Below are 15,706 nucleotides of genomic sequence, written 5' to 3' on the forward strand. Positions count from 1 at the left end.
GGTGGTGCGGCGCGGCCCGGCGTCAGCCGCGCAGGGGCAGCCGGGCGTACGGCACGAGGCGTACGGGACCGGTCAGCCCGTACTCCTGCCGCTTGGCCGCGCCGAACACGTCCGGGCGGGCGACACGGAGCCGGTTGAGGAGCGTGGTGGCCACCTCGATCTCGATCGTGTTGGAGCCGCGCCGCAGCCTCCCGCCCAGATCGGCGACGCGGGTCAGCTGGTCGACGGGCGGCAGGTCCCGGCCGTTGACGCGGATCGTGAACGTGTCGAAGACGCCGCCGAGTTCGAGCAGTGCCCCGTGCGCATCGGGATCCCAGTCGTCGCCGACCTCGACCGTGGTGCGATAGCGGCCGATCCCGGAGACGTCCTCGAGGCCGGGCAGCCAGGTCCAGGCGGCGAGGGCGTCCACCGTCAACGTGTGCTGCTCGTGGGATGTTTCGGTGGCCGTGGCGCCCGGCCGCCAGTCGTCGACCGTCAGCGTCCAGGACGCGAGGTCGACCGGGGCCGGGACGGCGCCGACCGTCGTGTGCCGTGTACTGCCGTCGTCGAGCGTGGTCGTGTACGTGCCCGGCCGCGAGGCCCGCAGCTCGATGCGGCCGCCCCCGGTGACGCGCAACTCGTCGGCTTCGGTGGCGATCGCGTGCCGACGGGGCACGGCGCCACTCGGGCGGGCCAGCACGATCACGGTGACGGCGCCCGGCTGAAGGTCCACGGCGAGGCGGAACCGGCCGTCGTCGGTGCGGGTGTACAGGGCGAGCGGGGCCAGGTCACCGGTCCACGGGTCGAGGCGGTGCGGGACCGCACCCTCGACGTGCGCGGTGAGCGTGACGTCGTGCGTGATGCGGCTGCCCGTCGAACCCTTCTTGCTCACGGCGTCGTTGGCGAAGAAGTAGTGGTCGGCGTCCCGGTCGGCACGGTGGGCGTGCACGAGCATCGAGGGCTGGGCGTACTCGACGTCGCGGGTCAGACCGAGCGCGGCGATCGCCTCCGGCACGTCCGGCCGGTCGGCGACCGTGTGCACGCTCTTCAACCGCTGGAGCTGGACGAGGAGTTGGCGCAGCCGGTCGTTGTCGCCGGGGCCGGCCAGGCCCGGCACATGGGCGTCGGACCAGTCGCCGATGAGGATCACCGGCAGCCCCGCACGCGCGTAGTCGAGGAGCTTCTCGGCGACGTCGAGCTGGAGTGTGTGCTCGCGGCCGATCATGATGTCGCCGTCGACGACCAGCGCCTTCAGCGCGGGCCCGTCCGGCGCGAGACGGCCCCCGCGCACCACGGCCGACGGCAGTGACAGCAGGCGCGGGCTGAGGAAGGTGTGCGTCCAGCCGACGGGCACACCGTCACTGGAGAACCACGGCGCGCCGAGGCCCGAACCCGCATACCCCTTCTGCCGCAGCACGCCCACGTCGACCCGGTTCACGCCGCTCCGCAACACCTGCTGCACCCGCGTGAGGAATCCCGCGACCTGCGGCGTGTGCCGCCACAGCGGCTGGCGCGGGCCCCACGCCTCGCCGTATCCGGCCGCCCCCTTGTACGGGGAGAACGCGGCGAAGCCCGGCCACTGGGCGCCCGGTGCGTCCGCGTAGGCGAAGCCGTGGAAGACGGCCTGGTTGACTCCGGCCGCGTACTGGGTGACCAGCTTCTTCAGCGTCTCCGTCCAGGTCGTGGAGTAGGCGCCGCCCGCCGTGCCGCCCGCCTCGTTCGACACCAGCGGCCTGCCGCCCATGTCGCGGCCACCGGCCAGGCAGCGGAAGTCGTCGAGGTTCTTGAAGCCGAGCGATTCGCCCTCGGTGACGTCCAGGATCGCCGACTTGTAGACGGCGTCGGTCTCCAGGCCGTACGGCTGGATGCGCAGCTTCAGACCGAGCGTGTGGGCCCACCGCTGCACCGGCCGCAGATGGTGCTCCACGTACAGCTCGGTGACGACCTCCATCACGTCCCGGCGCACGGCCCTGTCCAGTGATGGCTCGAAGCTGAAGACGTACTTCTCGTCCTTCTCGACGAACGCGGCCAGGTACGGCAGGAGCGCGTAGCCCATGCGCCGCTCGAACTCGGCGGGCAGCGCGGGCGTCCACAGCGTCGCGTCGGTCTCGAGCTCGATGGAGTCCTCGAACAGCGTCCCGCCGGTCTCGCGCAGCAGCCCCCTGATCGTGGGCGTGAGGAGGTGCTTCTCCCAGAAGTCGGTCACCGCGCGGGTGCCCGCGTCGCTGAAGTGGTCGACGACATAGGCGAGGGGAGTGGTGTGGTCGCGGCCCTCGGGGCGCTGGCCCGAGCCGCGCTCCCAGTACGACACGAGCAGCCAGGTTCCGCCGTCGTGCGGGGCGCTCCAGGTGACGCGCCCGCCCGCGACCGTGTCGGTGAGATCGGTGACGGTGCCCTGGTCGAGGCGCACGGTGACGGCCGTCGGCGAGCTGCCCGCCGTCACCCGCACCGCCTGTAGGAGCAGGAGCCGCTGCTCGTGCACGCCGTCCGATGCCTCGACGACGGCGGCGGGGACCGGTCCCTCGAAGTGTCCGCCCGGCGCCACCACGGCCGTGCCATGGGCGAGTTCCTGCGCGGCGCCCCGACTGTCCGGGGTCAGGGAGGGCACCGCGGCCGGCCACGCCGGACCGATCGTGAGGTCCACCGTCACGTCGCGCTTCTTCGCCTCGCGCAGCGCGGCCTCCACCGCGGCGCGCCAGGCCTCGGTGGCCCAGCCGTAGCGGACCGTGTCGAGCTGCTGGTCCATGCTGTGGGTGACCGCGGCGATCTCCACGCCGCCGAAGCCCGCGTCGGCGATCGAGCGGATCTCCCGGGCGAGTTCACCGGTGTCAACGCGCGCGTCGGGCCACCACCAGCGGAACTTGGGGCGCACGGACGCGGGCGGGGCGGGCAGCGCCGGTGCCGGGCTCGCGGCACCCTCGGCGAGCGCCCCGGTCGCGGCGCCGAGCGGCAAGGCCGATGCCGCCGACGCGAGGGCGGCCGTTCTCAACACGGTGCGTCTGTGCGGGCCCTTCGAGGTCATCGGCTCTCCTCGCCCTGCTCGCAGGGCAGTTGAACGGTTCAAACGATTCAATAGCGGTTGCAGGAACGTACGCGTCCGCGGAAGCGGAGGCAAGAGATTGCGCAACAGGCCGTCCGTGCAAGCACATTGACAGGCGGTGTCGGCTCCCCGAAAGTTGCCGAGAACATCGGGGCGAAACGATTCAAGTGCCTGGTGTCCTCAGCGCACCGGCGCCGTGCCCTCGCCCCTTCCGCACGGACGCGCACGCAAAGGAGCTGCCGCATGCCCGGACCTGAGCTGACGCGACGCCGGTTCGCCGCCGGATCGGGGGTGCTGGCCGGTGCGGCGGTCCTCGGCGCGGCCCCCGGATTCGGCAGGGACGCCTTCGCCGCGGAGGTGCCACCCGGCGGCGCCGACGGCACTGCGGCGGCCGGGCTCGCCGAAGTCCCGCTGCGCGACGTGACGTTGCTCGACAGCCCCTTCCGGGCGAACATGCTCCGCACCTGCGCCTACCTGAAGGCCGTCGACCCCGACCGCCTGCTGCACACCTTCCGCGTCAACGTCGGCCTCCCCTCGGATGCCGAGCCCTGCGGCGGTTGGGAGGCCCCGGACGTCCAACTGCGCGGCCACACCACCGGACACCTGCTGTCCGGCCTCGCCCAGGCGCACGCCAACACCGGTGAGCGGGAGTACGCCGACAAGGGTGTCCGCCTGGTGAGGGCTTTGGCCGAGTGTCAACAGGCGGGACCCGCCGCCGGATTCGGCGCGGGCTATCTGTCGGCGTTCCCCGAGAAGGTCTTCGCCGACCTGGAGGCGGGCGGTCGGCCCTGGGCGCCGTACTACACCATTCACAAGATCATGGCCGGGCTGCTCGACCAGTACCTGCTCAGCGGCAACGAGCAGGCACTCGACGTCGTCCAGGGCATGGCCCGCTGGGTCGAGAGCCGGATGGCGCCGCTCGACGAGACCGGGCTGCGCAATGTGCTGCGCGTGGAGTGGGGCGGCATGAACGACGTCCTCGCCTCCCTGCACCTGGCCACCGGCGACGCCACCGCGCTGCGCACCGCGCGCCGCTTCGACCAGGAGGACCTGTTCGAGCCGCTGGCCGCCGGGCGCGACGAGCTCGACGGGCACCACGCCAACACCGAGATCGCCAAGATCGTGGGAGTGGCCCGGCTGTACGACGCGACCGGCGACGCGCGTTACCGGGCCATCGCCGCGCACTTCTGGGACATCGTTGTCCACGACCACTCGTACATCATCGGAGGCAACTCCAATCAGGAGTTCTTCGGCCCGCCCGGCGAGATCGTCAGCCGGCTGTCCGACGTCACCTGCGAGAACTGCAACACGTACAACATGCTCAAGCTGGGCCGCCGGCTCTTCCTGCGCGACCCTGGCACCGCCGCCTATATGGACCACTACGAGTGGGCGCTGCACAACCAGATGCTCGGCGAGCAGGACCCCGACTCGGAGCACGGCTTCGTCACCTACTACACCGGGCTGTGGGCCGGCTCCCAGCGGCAGCCCAAAGGTGGTCTCGGTGCCGCGCCCGGCAGTTACAGCGGCGACTACGACAACTTCTCCTGCGACCACGGCACCGGCCTGGAGACCCACACCAAGTTCGCCGACACCATCTACTTCGCCTCCCCGGGCCGCGCCCCCGCCGAGCTGTACGTGAATCTGTACATTCCGTCCGAAGTTCGTTGGCGCGCCCACGGGGTGACGCTTCGCCAGGAGGGCGGCTATCCGGAGAGCTCCGGCACGGTGCGGCTCACCGTCACCGGTGGCAGTGCCCGGTTCCGCCTCATGCTGCGCATCCCGGCCTGGCTCGGCGACGCCGACCGGCGCCTGGTCCCGCGCGTTACCGTCAACGGGCGCGCCGTGGACGCCGCGCACGCGCGCCCCGGCAGCTACCTCGCCCTGGACCGGGCCTGGCGCGCGGGCGACACGGTCGAGCTGACCTTGCCGCGCGCCGTCACCTGGCGGCCCGCGCCCGACAATCCGCACGTCCAGGCCCTCTCCTACGGGCCGCTGGTGCTCGCGGGTGCCTACGGGAACACCGCCTCGCCCACCATCCCCGCGCTCGACCACTCTTCCGTCCGCCAAGTCGTCGCGGCGCAGGCGCAGTTCACGGCCACGGAGGCCGGTGGCGCGGACGTCGCCCTGCGGCCCTTCCGTCAAGTGCACCACCAGCACTACAACGTCTACTTCGCGACGGTGCCGCGCCCCACCCGCGCCCGCGAACTCGCCCGTTACCCGCTCGACGAGGGTCGCGGCCCCGCCGCGTCCGACACGACCGGAACCTTCGCGGATGCCACGCTCGCCGAGGGCGCCACCTGGGCCACCGGCCGCGACGGACACACCCCCGCCGTCGCTCTCGACGGCGCGGGCGGCCATGTCGCCCTGCCCAAGGGGCTGGTCAGCGGACTGACCGCGCTCACCCTGAGCGCCTGGGTCCGCGTCGACACCCAGGCCGACTCTGCGCGCGTCTTCGACCTCGGCTACCACAAGTCCACCTACCTCTTCCTCGCCGCCCGCACCGGCACCGGGCGCCCCCGCGCCGCGCTGAAGATCGCCGGGATGGAGGGCGAGGACTTCGTCGACGCGGACGCGCCGCTGCCGACCGGGAGATGGGCCCACGTCGCGCTCACCATCGGCGACGGCAGCGCGGTGCTCTACGTCGACGGCGCCGAGGCCGGACGCAACGACGCCCTCGTCACCTCGCCGCTGCTCCTGGGCGCCACCACCCGCAACTACCTGGGCCGTTCACAGAACCCGAGCCACCCCTACCTGCACGGCGTGGTCGCCGACTTCCGCGTCCACAACCGGGCGCTGACCGGTGAGACGCTCGCCACGCTCGCCCGCACCTGACCCCTCCCGAATCGGCGTCCGCCCAAACCCGCCCGCACACCGACCAGAAGGCCCCCGCCATGCTCGGACCCCGCCCCGCCCTGTCCAGACGCGGCTTCGTCGCTCTGTCCGCGTTCACCGCAGCCGCCGTGACCGGCGGTCTGCCCTCGGCCGCCGTCGCGGACACCGCCCGCACCGCCGGCTTCGACGCCGCCGGCTTCGCCGATCCGCGCCGCGACAGCCGGCCCGCCGTCTACTGGTACTGGAACGGCCCCGTCACCCACGAACTCATCGACACCCAACTGGCCGACCTGCGCGACAAGGGCATGTACGAGGTCGTCGTCTTCCCGTACGACAACGCCGAGATGCAGCCCGCCTTCTTCACCGAGGACTGGTTCGACGTCGTCGGACACGTCATCGACGTCGCCGAGCGGACCGGCATGAAGGTGTGGCTGTTCAACGACAACCACTTCCCGAGCGGCCGCGCCGGATACTTCGTCGCCAACGGCGGCACCGTCGGCTCCCGCACCTACGAGCCCCGCCCCGACCTGCGCCTCAAGGGCCTGTGGCGGTCCACCGCGGTCGTCGAGGGCCCGGGCACCGTACACCTGGCGGAGACCACCGGCGTCGGCGTCGACGTCGGCCAACTCGTCGTCGACGACACCGTCCTGGCGGGCCCCGCCGTGCTCCGTACCGGCGCCGACTGGGGCGACTGCACCGTCACCGCCGCCGCCAAGGCCGATGTCGCCGCCGCGGGCCTGCTCGTACGGGCCTCGGCCGACGGACGCGACGCCCTGCTCGTCGAGTTCGACCAGACCGGCGTCGTCACGCTGTCACGGATCGCCGGCGGCGCCCCGGCCCAGCTCGCCAGGTCGACCCGTACCGACGGCTTCAACAAGACCAAGTTCCACACGCTCGCCGTCACCGTGCGCGGCGCCGCCGTCTCCGTGACCCTCGACGGCAAGGACAAGGGCGGCGTCAGCGACGACACCCTCACCGGCCACCGCGTCGGCGTGCACGCCCGCGACGGACAGCGCTCCCTGTGGGAGGAGTTGAAGGTCGCCGGCGCGGACGGCGGCAGCCTCTACGCGCAGACCTTCGACACCTCGTCCGCCGCCGGGGACTTCGCCACCCGCCCCGCACCCAAGGGGACGCCGAGCCCCGCCGCGGCGACCGCCCGCCCGGTCGACGCCACGGAAGCCGACGAGCTCGTCGAGCTCACCGGGCGCCTGGGGGAGGGGAGTTGGCAGGTCCCGGCGGGCCGCTGGCAGATCGACCTGTTCGGCGGCGCCACCCTCACCGACGACTCCTCCGGCTACTCCCGAGGCTATCTCGACCTGCTCGACGACGAACCGGTGGACCTGTTCCTCGACATCGTGCCCGGCGAGTACCACCGCCGTTTCGGCCGCCATTTCGGCACCGTCGTCAAGGGCTTCTGGGACGACGAACCGTTCATCGCCTCCGCCCAGCCGCACTCCTTCAAGCGCCGCCCCTGGTCGCCCACCCTGGCCGCCGCGCTCGACAGCGTCGGCGCCCAGCCGGGAGCCGCCTACGCCAGCGCCTACGACGACCTCGGCGAACGCGGCCGGGTGCTGCGCGGCCGCTACTGGCGGGCCGTCTCCGACCGGTTCTCGCGCTACTTCGAGAAACAGTCCGAGTGGTACGCCGAGCGCGGCGTCCGCCTCATCACCAACCCGCTCTACGACGAGACCGCACCCTCCAAACGCATCGCCTCCACCGGAGACCTGCACAAGATCAACCAGTGGGCGCAGGTTCCCGGCGGCGACTGCATCACCGCCGAGTACGAGCTGGCCACCCCCACGATGGATCCGCGCAACCCGGCGTCCGTCGCCCATCAGACGGGCCGGCCGCGCGTCCTGATGGAGATGTTCGGCAACATGGGCTGGCAGATCGCCCCCGACTTCATGCGCGCACTCGTCGGCGCGTTCGCCACCCGCGGCGTCAACCTCGCCGTGCTGCACGCCCTGTGGACCGACGAGACCCACGTCTACTTCGCGCCGCCGTTCGGCCCCCGCAACCCGTGGTGGTGGTCGATGCCGCCGATCACCGCGTGGATCGGCCGCGTGATGGAACTGGCCCGCGGCACCTCCGGCGCACGCACCGCCGTGCTCCAACCGCAGCGCGCCGCCGAGCAGTTCACCGCGACGGACCGGCAGGGCGAGGTGGACGGCGCGTTCGCCGACGCGGCCTACGCCCTGGAACGCGCCCAGGTCGACTTCGACCTCGTCCATGAGGGTGCGCTCACCGGCGACAAGGCGCTGCTCGCGCACGCCGGGACCGACGGCGGCCGGCTGAGCGTCGGACACGCGGCGTACGAACTCGTCGTGGTGCCCGCGACGCCGGTCCTGGACACGGCGGCCGTGCGTACGCTCACCGCGTTCGTACGCTCTGGTGGCACCGTCGTCGCGGTCGGCGCGGCACCCGCGCTCGCCGCCGACGGCGACGACGCCGCCCTCGCCGAGGCGTGGAGCGCACTCCTCACCGACCGCGGCGCCCGTCGCCTCGGCAAGGGGCGCGCCGTACGCGTCACCGACCCCGATGGGCTGCGCGCGGTGGCCGACGGCAGCGGCGTCCGGGCAACCGTCCTGGAACCCGCCGCCGACGCCGTCCGCGTGCTGCGCACCACGCGCGGCGCCGACACTGCGTTCCTCTTCAACAACGAGAGCGGAAGCCCGGTCAGTACGACCGCTCTGCTGCCCGCGCACGGCGAACCCGAACTGTGGGACCCGGCCACCGGCACCGTGCGCCCCGCCCCCGTGCGCGCGCGGCCCACCCGGCAGGGCGTACGCCTCCCGTTGGAGCTCAAGCCGTACGAGACCCTCGCCGTCGTCGTCCGCGCGCACGCCCCGGCCGCCCCCTACCTGACCGAAGCCGACGGCCTGCCCGTCACCTCCGTCACCCGCCGCCGCGGCACGCTGCGCGTCACCGCGCTCGCCGACGCCCCCGGCACCCACCGCCTCACCGGCCGCGACGGCGACACCACGTACACGGGCACGGCGAAGGTCACCGACACCCTCGCCCCGATCCCCGTCGAAGGCGACTGGACGCTGACCCTCGCCAAGGACGGCGCCGAGCCCGTCACCCGGCCGCTGGGGGACTGGAGCGACATCGACCCCCTCTTCTCCGGCAGCGGCACCTACACCAAGGACGTCACGCTAGACTCCGCCGCCCTCACCGGCCGCCGCCTCCTGCTCGACCTCGGCACCGTTCGCGAGGTGGCCCAAGTGACCATCAACGGCAAGGAGTTCGGCCCGGCCCTGTGGTCGCCGTACCTCGTCGACGTGACCGAAGGCCTGAAGGCGGGCGTGAACCGGATCGCGGTCCGCGTCTCCAACACCCTCTCCAACGAACGCAAGAAACCCCTCCCGTCCGGCCTGCTCGGGCCGGTCGCGCTGCGCCCGCGCCGCCCGCTGGCCGTCGACCTGGTTCGTGCGTGACGGCGCTCGGCCCGCTGCCCGCTGCCCGTCGAGCTGGGGCCCGCGTGACAGGCCCAGCGCACACCGGCCGCACCCGCCCCCGCCCGATCGCTCCGCTTGATCGCCTCTCCGCGCGTACGCCCCCGGAAGGACTACCGCCATGCCCCGCCCCAGACGTACCCTGCTGCTCGCCGCCGCGCTGACCGTGCTGATCACGGTGGCGCCCTCCGCCGTCGCCGTCCCCGCGGACGCGGGCCCGGCGGCCATCGGCCTACGGGCGCAGCACCTGAAGCAGGCCCTCGGTATCGACGACACCACGCCCGAGCTCAGCTGGCAGCCGCGCGGCAGCGCCCAGCGGGCCTACCGTGTGCAGGCCGCGACCAGCCCCGCCGCGCTCGCCGCGGGCCGCCCCGACCTCTGGGACTCGGGTGAGATCGCGTCCGCCGTTCCGCAGGCCACCTATGCCGGCCGCGCCCTCGACTCCCGTACCCGCGTGTACTGGCGCGTCCAGTCGTGGTCGCCGGGCGCCCGCACTCCCTCCGCGTGGAGCGCGCCCGGCGTCTTCGAGACGGGACTGACCCATGCCAAGGACTGGTCCGCCGACTGGATCACCCACAAGGACTGGCAGCTGAGCAAGCGTGCCGTCCAGCCCGTCGTCGTCCACCTGCCCCGCACCACCGCCCGCTACGTCCGCCTCGACGTCACCAAGCTGGGCCTGCCGCTCGCCGACGACACCCTCACCCGTTCCCACCGACTCCAGCTCGCCGAGATCGAGGTCAGGGACTCCGGCTCCGATCCAGATGTCGACCTCGCCCAGGGCGCCACCGTCACCGCCTCCGAATCCGACACCGAACGCAAGGTGTGGGAACCGAAGTTGGCCACCGACGGCCTCACCAACAGCGCCTGGAACCAGGCCGCCGGCTACTCCAGCGCACCCCACGCCGACACCGACGCACACATCACGCTCACCCTCGACCTGAAGGACGCGAAGTCCTTCGACCAGGTCACCCTCTACCCACGCGCAGACGTCCTCACCGACGACGGCCGCGTACCGAGCTTCCCCGTCGACTACACGATCGGCACCGCGGACGCCGCCGATGGGCCCTTCGCCGCCGCCGCGACCGTCACCGACCAGCGGCCGCCCACCCCCTACCTCCCCTCCGGACTCCCCGTCCTCGCCAAGGACTTCGCCCTCCCGGCCGGCATCCGCAAGGCCCGCCTCTACATGGCGGGGCTCGGTGTCTACGACGCGAAGCTCAACGGCAAGGCCGTCGGCGACGCCGTTCTCGAACCCGCCAACACCGACTTCGCCGACCGCGTCCAGTACGCCACCTACGACGTCACCGGCCAACTCCGCGGCGGCGCCAACTCGTTGGCCGTCGAACTCGGCAACGGTATCTCCAATCAGCTTTCCACCGCCGACCGCTACCGCAAGCTGTACGGCAACAAGGCCGACCCGAAGCTCATCGCCCAGCTGGAGGTCACCCTCGCCGATGGCAGCGTCCGCCGCATCGCCACCGGCAGCGACTGGCGCACCACGCTGGGCGCCACCACGTCCTCCAACTGGTACGGCGGAGAGGACTACGACGCCCGCCGCGAGCCGAGCCGCGACCACACCACCTGGGCGAAGGCGACGAAGGTCGACGCCTCCGACACCCCCGCCACCCTCAGCGCCCGCGAGACCGAACCCGTCCGCGCCGTGGAGACCCTCAAGGGCACCGAGGTGCCCGGCGCCGCCTCCGGCAGCCGCGTCTTCGACCTCGGCCGCAACATCGCGGGCTGGCCCGAACTCACCGTCACCGCCCCCAGAGGCACCACCCTCCGCGCCTACCCCGCCGAGAGCCTGAAGGACGGCCACGCCGACCAGTCCATCAGCAACGTCGGCGCACCCCTGTGGGACAGCTACACCACCGCAAGCGAGCGGACCGAGACCTGGCACCCCAAGTTCAGCTACCACGGCTTCCGTTACGTGGAGATCCGCGGACTGCCCGCCGGCGCCACGGTCTCCGTGCGCGGAAAGGTGCTCCGCACCGACAACGCCTCCGCGGGCACCTTCGACAGCTCCAACGACCTCATCAACGGCATCCACCGGATCACCCGCCGTGCCGTCGAGGGCAACATGATGAGCGTCCTCACCGACTGCCCCAGCCGCGAGAAACTCGGCTGGCTGGAACAGGACCAGCTCGTCTTCCCCACTCTCGCCGCCAACTACGACATGCGCTCCTACCTCCGCAAGATCGTGCGCGACATGGCGGACGCCCAGACACCGGAAGGCCTGATCCCCTCCACCGTTCCCGACTACGTGGAGCTGGCAGGCACCTACCGCAACGACGCCAACTGGGGCGGCGCGTTCGTCCTCGTACCGTGGCAGCTCTACACCCAGTACGGCGACACGGAAACGCTGCGCGCCTACTACTCGCGGATGAAGCAGTACGTGACGTTCCTGGAGCAGAAGGTCTCCGGCGGCATCCTCGACTACTCCCTCGGCGACTGGTTCACCCCCGACAAGACCTTCCCCAAGGCCGTAGCCGGCACCTACGGCTACTGGCGCGTGGTGAACGCCCTCAGCGACATCGCCCGCGTCCTGGGCCACGACGACGACGCGGCCACGTACAGGGCCAAGGCCGACATCAGCGCAAAGGCCCTGTCCGACACCTACTACGACGACGCCACCGGAACCTTCGGCGGCGGCGGACAGGGCGCCGAGGCCCTCGCCCTCGACATGGGTGCCTACCCCGAGGGCCAACGCGCCCGCCTGCTCGCCCACTTGGTGTCCGCGATCCAGGCCGCCGACCATCACCTGCTGCTCGGCGAGATCTCCCTGCCCGCCGCGTTCCGCGTGCTCTCGGACGCCGGCCGCGACGACATCGTCTACAAGATCGCCACCCGGACCACGTCCCCGAGCTACGGCTACCAGGTCGTGCACGGCAACACCGCGCTAGGCGAGAGCTGGGACGGCGGCTCGGGCCAGTCGCAGAACCACTTCATGCTCGGCGCGATCGACGCCTGGTTCAGCACCCGCCTCGCCGGACTCGGCCAGCGCGCCGACTCCGTCGGCTACCGCGCGCTGCGCATCGCCCCGGCCGTCGTCGGCGACCTCACCTCGGCCCGCGCCACGTACACCACGCCCTACGGCAGGTCGGCGAGCCAGTGGCAGCGCGCCGACGGCCGCCTCGCACTGAAGGCCACCGTCCCGGCGGGCAGCACGGCCCGCGTGGAAGTCCCGGTCACCTCGGGCCGGGTCGACGCACCGCAGGGCGCGCGGCTCGTGGGCACGGAGGGCGGCAAGGCGCTCTACGACGTCGGCCCCGGCACCTGGACGTTCCGCTCCACGTACGACAAGGCGGAGTGACACGCACGGCATGTTCGGCCGGCCGGACGCCGGACGGACACGCCCACGTACACTCCGACTGCCGCACCAGCTCACCAGGAGGACCACACCCGATGGGACAGTCCGTGGGGATCAAGGATGTCGCCCGCGAAGCGGGGGTGTCCGTGGGCACGGTCTCGAATGTGATCAACCGGCCCGACGCCGTGGCCGACGCGACGCGGGCGCGCGTGCTCGCCGCCATCGAGCGGCTGGGCTATGTCCGCAGCGAGTCCGCGCGGCAGTTGCGCGCCGGACGCAGCCGCATCATCGGCCTGCTCGTCCTCGACATGGGCAACCCGTTCTTCGTGGATGTCGCGCGCGGCGCCGAGCGCGCCTCGCGGGACGCCGGGCTCGGGGTGATGGTGTGCAACAGCGCGCAGAGCCCCGCCGAAGAGGCCGAGTACCTGTCGCTCTTCGCCGAGCAGCGGGTGCGCGGTGTCCTCCTGACACCCGCCGAGGCGACCGGCCCCACCGTGGAGGCCTTCCGCAGGCATGACATCCCGTTCGTCCTGGTCGACCGGGTCGCCGAAGGCGCCACGGAATGCTCGGTCTCGGTCGACGACGTCAACGGCGGCGCGCTCGCCGTGCGCCACCTCATCGACGCGGGACACCGCAGCATCGCCTACGTCAGCGGCCCGCGCACCCTCAACCAGGTCGAGGACCGCCGCCAGGGCGCCCTGCGCGCCCTGAAGGAGGCCGGTCTCCCGGCCTCCGTGCTGCGCGAACTCCCGACCGAGCGCCTGGACGTGGCCGCGGGCCGCGACGCGGGCGCCCGCCTCCTCGGCCTCACCGAGCGCCCCACGGCCGTCTTCTGCGCCAACGACCTCCTCGCCCTCGGCGTCCTGCAGTCCCTGTACGCCGCCGGCGTCCGGGTGCCCGACGACATGGCGATCGTCGGCTACGACGACATCGAGTTCGCTTCGGCGGCCGCGGTCCCGCTCACCTCGGTGCGCCAGCCCGCGGTCCACATGGGCGCGCTCGCCGCGGACCTGCTCCTGGAGGAGATCGAGGCGGCGGACGAACCGGGACGCCCCCACGAGCACCGACGGGTGGTGCTGCAGCCGGAGTTGGTGGTGCGCGGATCGAGCCTGGGCGCGCGCTGAGTGCCGGCGGACCGTTCGGCCCTATCCGGGGCGGCCGCCCGCGGCTAGCGTGCTGCGGAACCGCCGCCAACCGTGCGTGGGGAGGTCGTCATGCCGGCCCAGAACCGTACGAAAGCGCCGTGGCTCCCGCCACGCTGGTTCATCCGCCTGGCCTGGTCGGTGCACCGGGGCGCGTACCGGGCCTTCGGCGGCCGGATCGGACTGTGGAAGCCGCGCCCCGACAAGTGGGGCACCTTGCGGCTGACCACCACGGGCCGCCGTACCGGACGTCGACGCGGCGTCATCGTCGCCTACGTCGAGGACGGCCCGCACCTGGTCACCCTGGCCATGAACGGATGGGGACCAGGAGAGCCCGCCTGGTGGCTCAACCTCCAGGCGCACCCCGAGGCGACCGTCCACCTGGTCACCGGGCGGCGGACGGTGCGAGCGCGCGCCGCGACGGGCGACGAGCGGGCCCGGCTGTGGGACCGCTGGCGGGAGATCGAGAAGAACCTGGACGCGTTCGCGGCGAAGCGGTCGTTCGAGACCACGGTGGTCGTCCTGGAGACCGCACCGGGACAGCGCTCACCAGCCGGTCCGTAGCCGCGTGGGGGAGGGTGGGAAACTGGGCGGACGTACCGTCCGCACCGCCGCACAGGAGCCGCATTGAGCGCCGCCAGCTACCGACAGGCCGGGGTCGTCCTCACCGACCGTCGGTTCTCCGTACCCCTGGATCATGACCGTCCCGACGGGGAGCGCATCGAGCTCTTCGCGCGCGAGGCCGTCGCTCCGGGGCGCGCGCACGAGAACCTGCCGTGGCTGCTCTACCTCCAGGGCGGCCCCGGCTTCGGCGCCAACCGCTTCTCCGGCCCGCAGGCCTGGCTCGGCCGCGCGTTGAAGGACTACCGGGTCCTCCTCCTCGACCAGCGCGGCACCGGCGCCTCGGCCACCGTCAACCGCCAGACGCTCCCGCTGCGCGGCGACGCCGGGCAACAGGCCGCGTACGTGGGGCACTTCCGCGCCGACTCGATCGTGCGGGACTGCGAGTTCATCCGCCGCGAGGTCACCGGCGGCGCGCCCTGGACGATCCTCGGCCAGAGCTTCGGCGGCTTCTGCGCCGTCCGCTATTTGTCGTCCGCGCCGGAGGGCTTGGAAACCGCGATCATCACGGGCGGCCTGCCGACCCTCGACGGTCACGCGGACGACGTCTACCGGGCCGCGTACCCGCGCGTCGAGCGCAAGGTCAGGGCGCACTACGCCCGTTACCCGATGGACGTCGAGCGGGCGCGGGACATCGCCGCGTACGTGCAGGAGCACGAGCCGGTCCTGCCGAACGGCTACCGGCTCACCGTCCCCGCCTTCCAGTCCCTCGGCATCTGGCTCGGCGCCGGCGACGGCAGCGACCGGCTGCACTACCTGCTGGAGGACGCGTTCGTGCGGACTCCGGGTGGGCTGGAGCTGTCCGACGCGTTCCAGGAACAACTCGCGGGCGCACTCTCGTACCGCCCCCACCCGCTGTACGCCGTCCTCCACGAGGCCATCTACGCGCAGGGCGGCCGGGCCACCGACTGGTCCGCGGAGCGCGTACGCGGGGAATTCCCGCAGTTCGACGGGGAGAAGGCCCTCGCGGACGGCGGGCCGCTGCTGTTCACCGGCGAGACCATCCACCCGTGGCAGTTCGACTGCGACCCGGCGCTGCGCCCGCTGCGCGAGGTCGCGGAGCGGGTCGCCGCCCGCGCCGACTGGGCGCCGCTCTACGACCCGACCCGGCTCGCCGCGAACGAGGTCCCCGCGGTCGCCGCCGTCTACCACGACGACATGTACGTCGACACGGAGCACGCGCTGCACACGGCCCGGACGATCCGGGGGCTCCGCCCGTGGGTGACCAACGAGTTCGAGCACGACGGCCTGCGGGCGGGCGGACCGCGGGTACTGGACCGGTTGCTGGCGATGGCGCGGGGCGAGGCGTAAGAGCCTGCCGTCGGAC

General features: G+C 72.5%; 7 protein-coding genes. 6 read left to right on the forward strand and 1 reads right to left on the reverse strand.

The genetic code is table 11. The annotated features are described in order from the left end of the window. Window positions 1–22 precede the first annotated feature (22 nt). The gene (locus ACP4E5_RS43775) at window positions 23–3,001 is read right to left on the reverse strand and encodes a glycosyl hydrolase (protein WP_425840090.1); all 2,979 of its coding nucleotides are present in this window, start codon (window positions 2,999–3,001) and stop codon (window positions 23–25) included. A gap of 261 nt (window positions 3,002–3,262) precedes the next feature. On the opposite strand from ACP4E5_RS43775, the gene ACP4E5_RS43780 reads away from it, so the two are divergent. From ACP4E5_RS43780 to ACP4E5_RS43805, 6 genes are all read left to right on the forward strand, one after another. Beyond that, a complete protein-coding gene (locus ACP4E5_RS43780) occupies window positions 3,263–5,851 on the forward strand; it encodes a beta-L-arabinofuranosidase domain-containing protein (RefSeq protein WP_425840093.1) in 2,589 nt (862 codons plus the stop codon). A 59-nt stretch (window positions 5,852–5,910) separates the two neighbouring features. Further along, window positions 5,911–9,288: a glycosyl hydrolase gene (locus ACP4E5_RS43785; RefSeq protein ID WP_425840096.1), complete on the forward strand. Its 3,378-nt coding sequence runs from the start codon at window positions 5,911–5,913 to the stop codon at window positions 9,286–9,288. Window positions 9,289–9,427: 139 nt separating this feature from the next. Then, entirely contained in the window at window positions 9,428–12,619 is a 3,192-nt protein-coding gene (locus ACP4E5_RS43790) for a family 78 glycoside hydrolase catalytic domain (RefSeq protein WP_425840099.1), read from the forward strand. A 92-nt stretch (window positions 12,620–12,711) separates the two neighbouring features. Beyond that, entirely contained in the window at window positions 12,712–13,740 is a 1,029-nt protein-coding gene (locus tag ACP4E5_RS43795) for a LacI family DNA-binding transcriptional regulator (RefSeq protein WP_425840102.1), read from the forward strand. A 90-nt stretch (window positions 13,741–13,830) separates the two neighbouring features. Further along, the gene (locus ACP4E5_RS43800; RefSeq protein ID WP_425840105.1) at window positions 13,831–14,322 is read left to right on the forward strand and encodes a nitroreductase/quinone reductase family protein; all 492 of its coding nucleotides are present in this window, start codon (window positions 13,831–13,833) and stop codon (window positions 14,320–14,322) included. A 63-nt stretch (window positions 14,323–14,385) separates the two neighbouring features. After that, window positions 14,386–15,690, forward strand: a complete 1,305-nt coding sequence (locus ACP4E5_RS43805) for an alpha/beta fold hydrolase (RefSeq protein WP_425840108.1) — start codon at window positions 14,386–14,388, stop codon at window positions 15,688–15,690. Window positions 15,691–15,706: the final 16 nt, after the last annotated feature.

This window comes from Streptomyces fractus (assembly GCF_049844455.1).
GTDB lineage: Bacteria > Actinomycetota > Actinomycetes > Streptomycetales > Streptomycetaceae > Streptomyces > Streptomyces fractus.

Coding starts and splice junctions, on each gene's coding strand:
- ACP4E5_RS43775 (WP_425840090.1), bottom strand. CDS start 3,001: ATGACCTCGAAGGGCCCGCACAGACGCACCGTGTTGAGAACGGCCGCC.
- ACP4E5_RS43780 (WP_425840093.1), top strand. CDS start 3,263: ATGCCCGGACCTGAGCTGACGCGACGCCGGTTCGCCGCCGGATCGGGG.
- ACP4E5_RS43785 (WP_425840096.1), top strand. CDS start 5,911: ATGCTCGGACCCCGCCCCGCCCTGTCCAGACGCGGCTTCGTCGCTCTG.
- ACP4E5_RS43790 (WP_425840099.1), top strand. CDS start 9,428: ATGCCCCGCCCCAGACGTACCCTGCTGCTCGCCGCCGCGCTGACCGTG.
- ACP4E5_RS43795 (WP_425840102.1), top strand. CDS start 12,712: ATGGGACAGTCCGTGGGGATCAAGGATGTCGCCCGCGAAGCGGGGGTG.
- ACP4E5_RS43800 (WP_425840105.1), top strand. CDS start 13,831: ATGCCGGCCCAGAACCGTACGAAAGCGCCGTGGCTCCCGCCACGCTGG.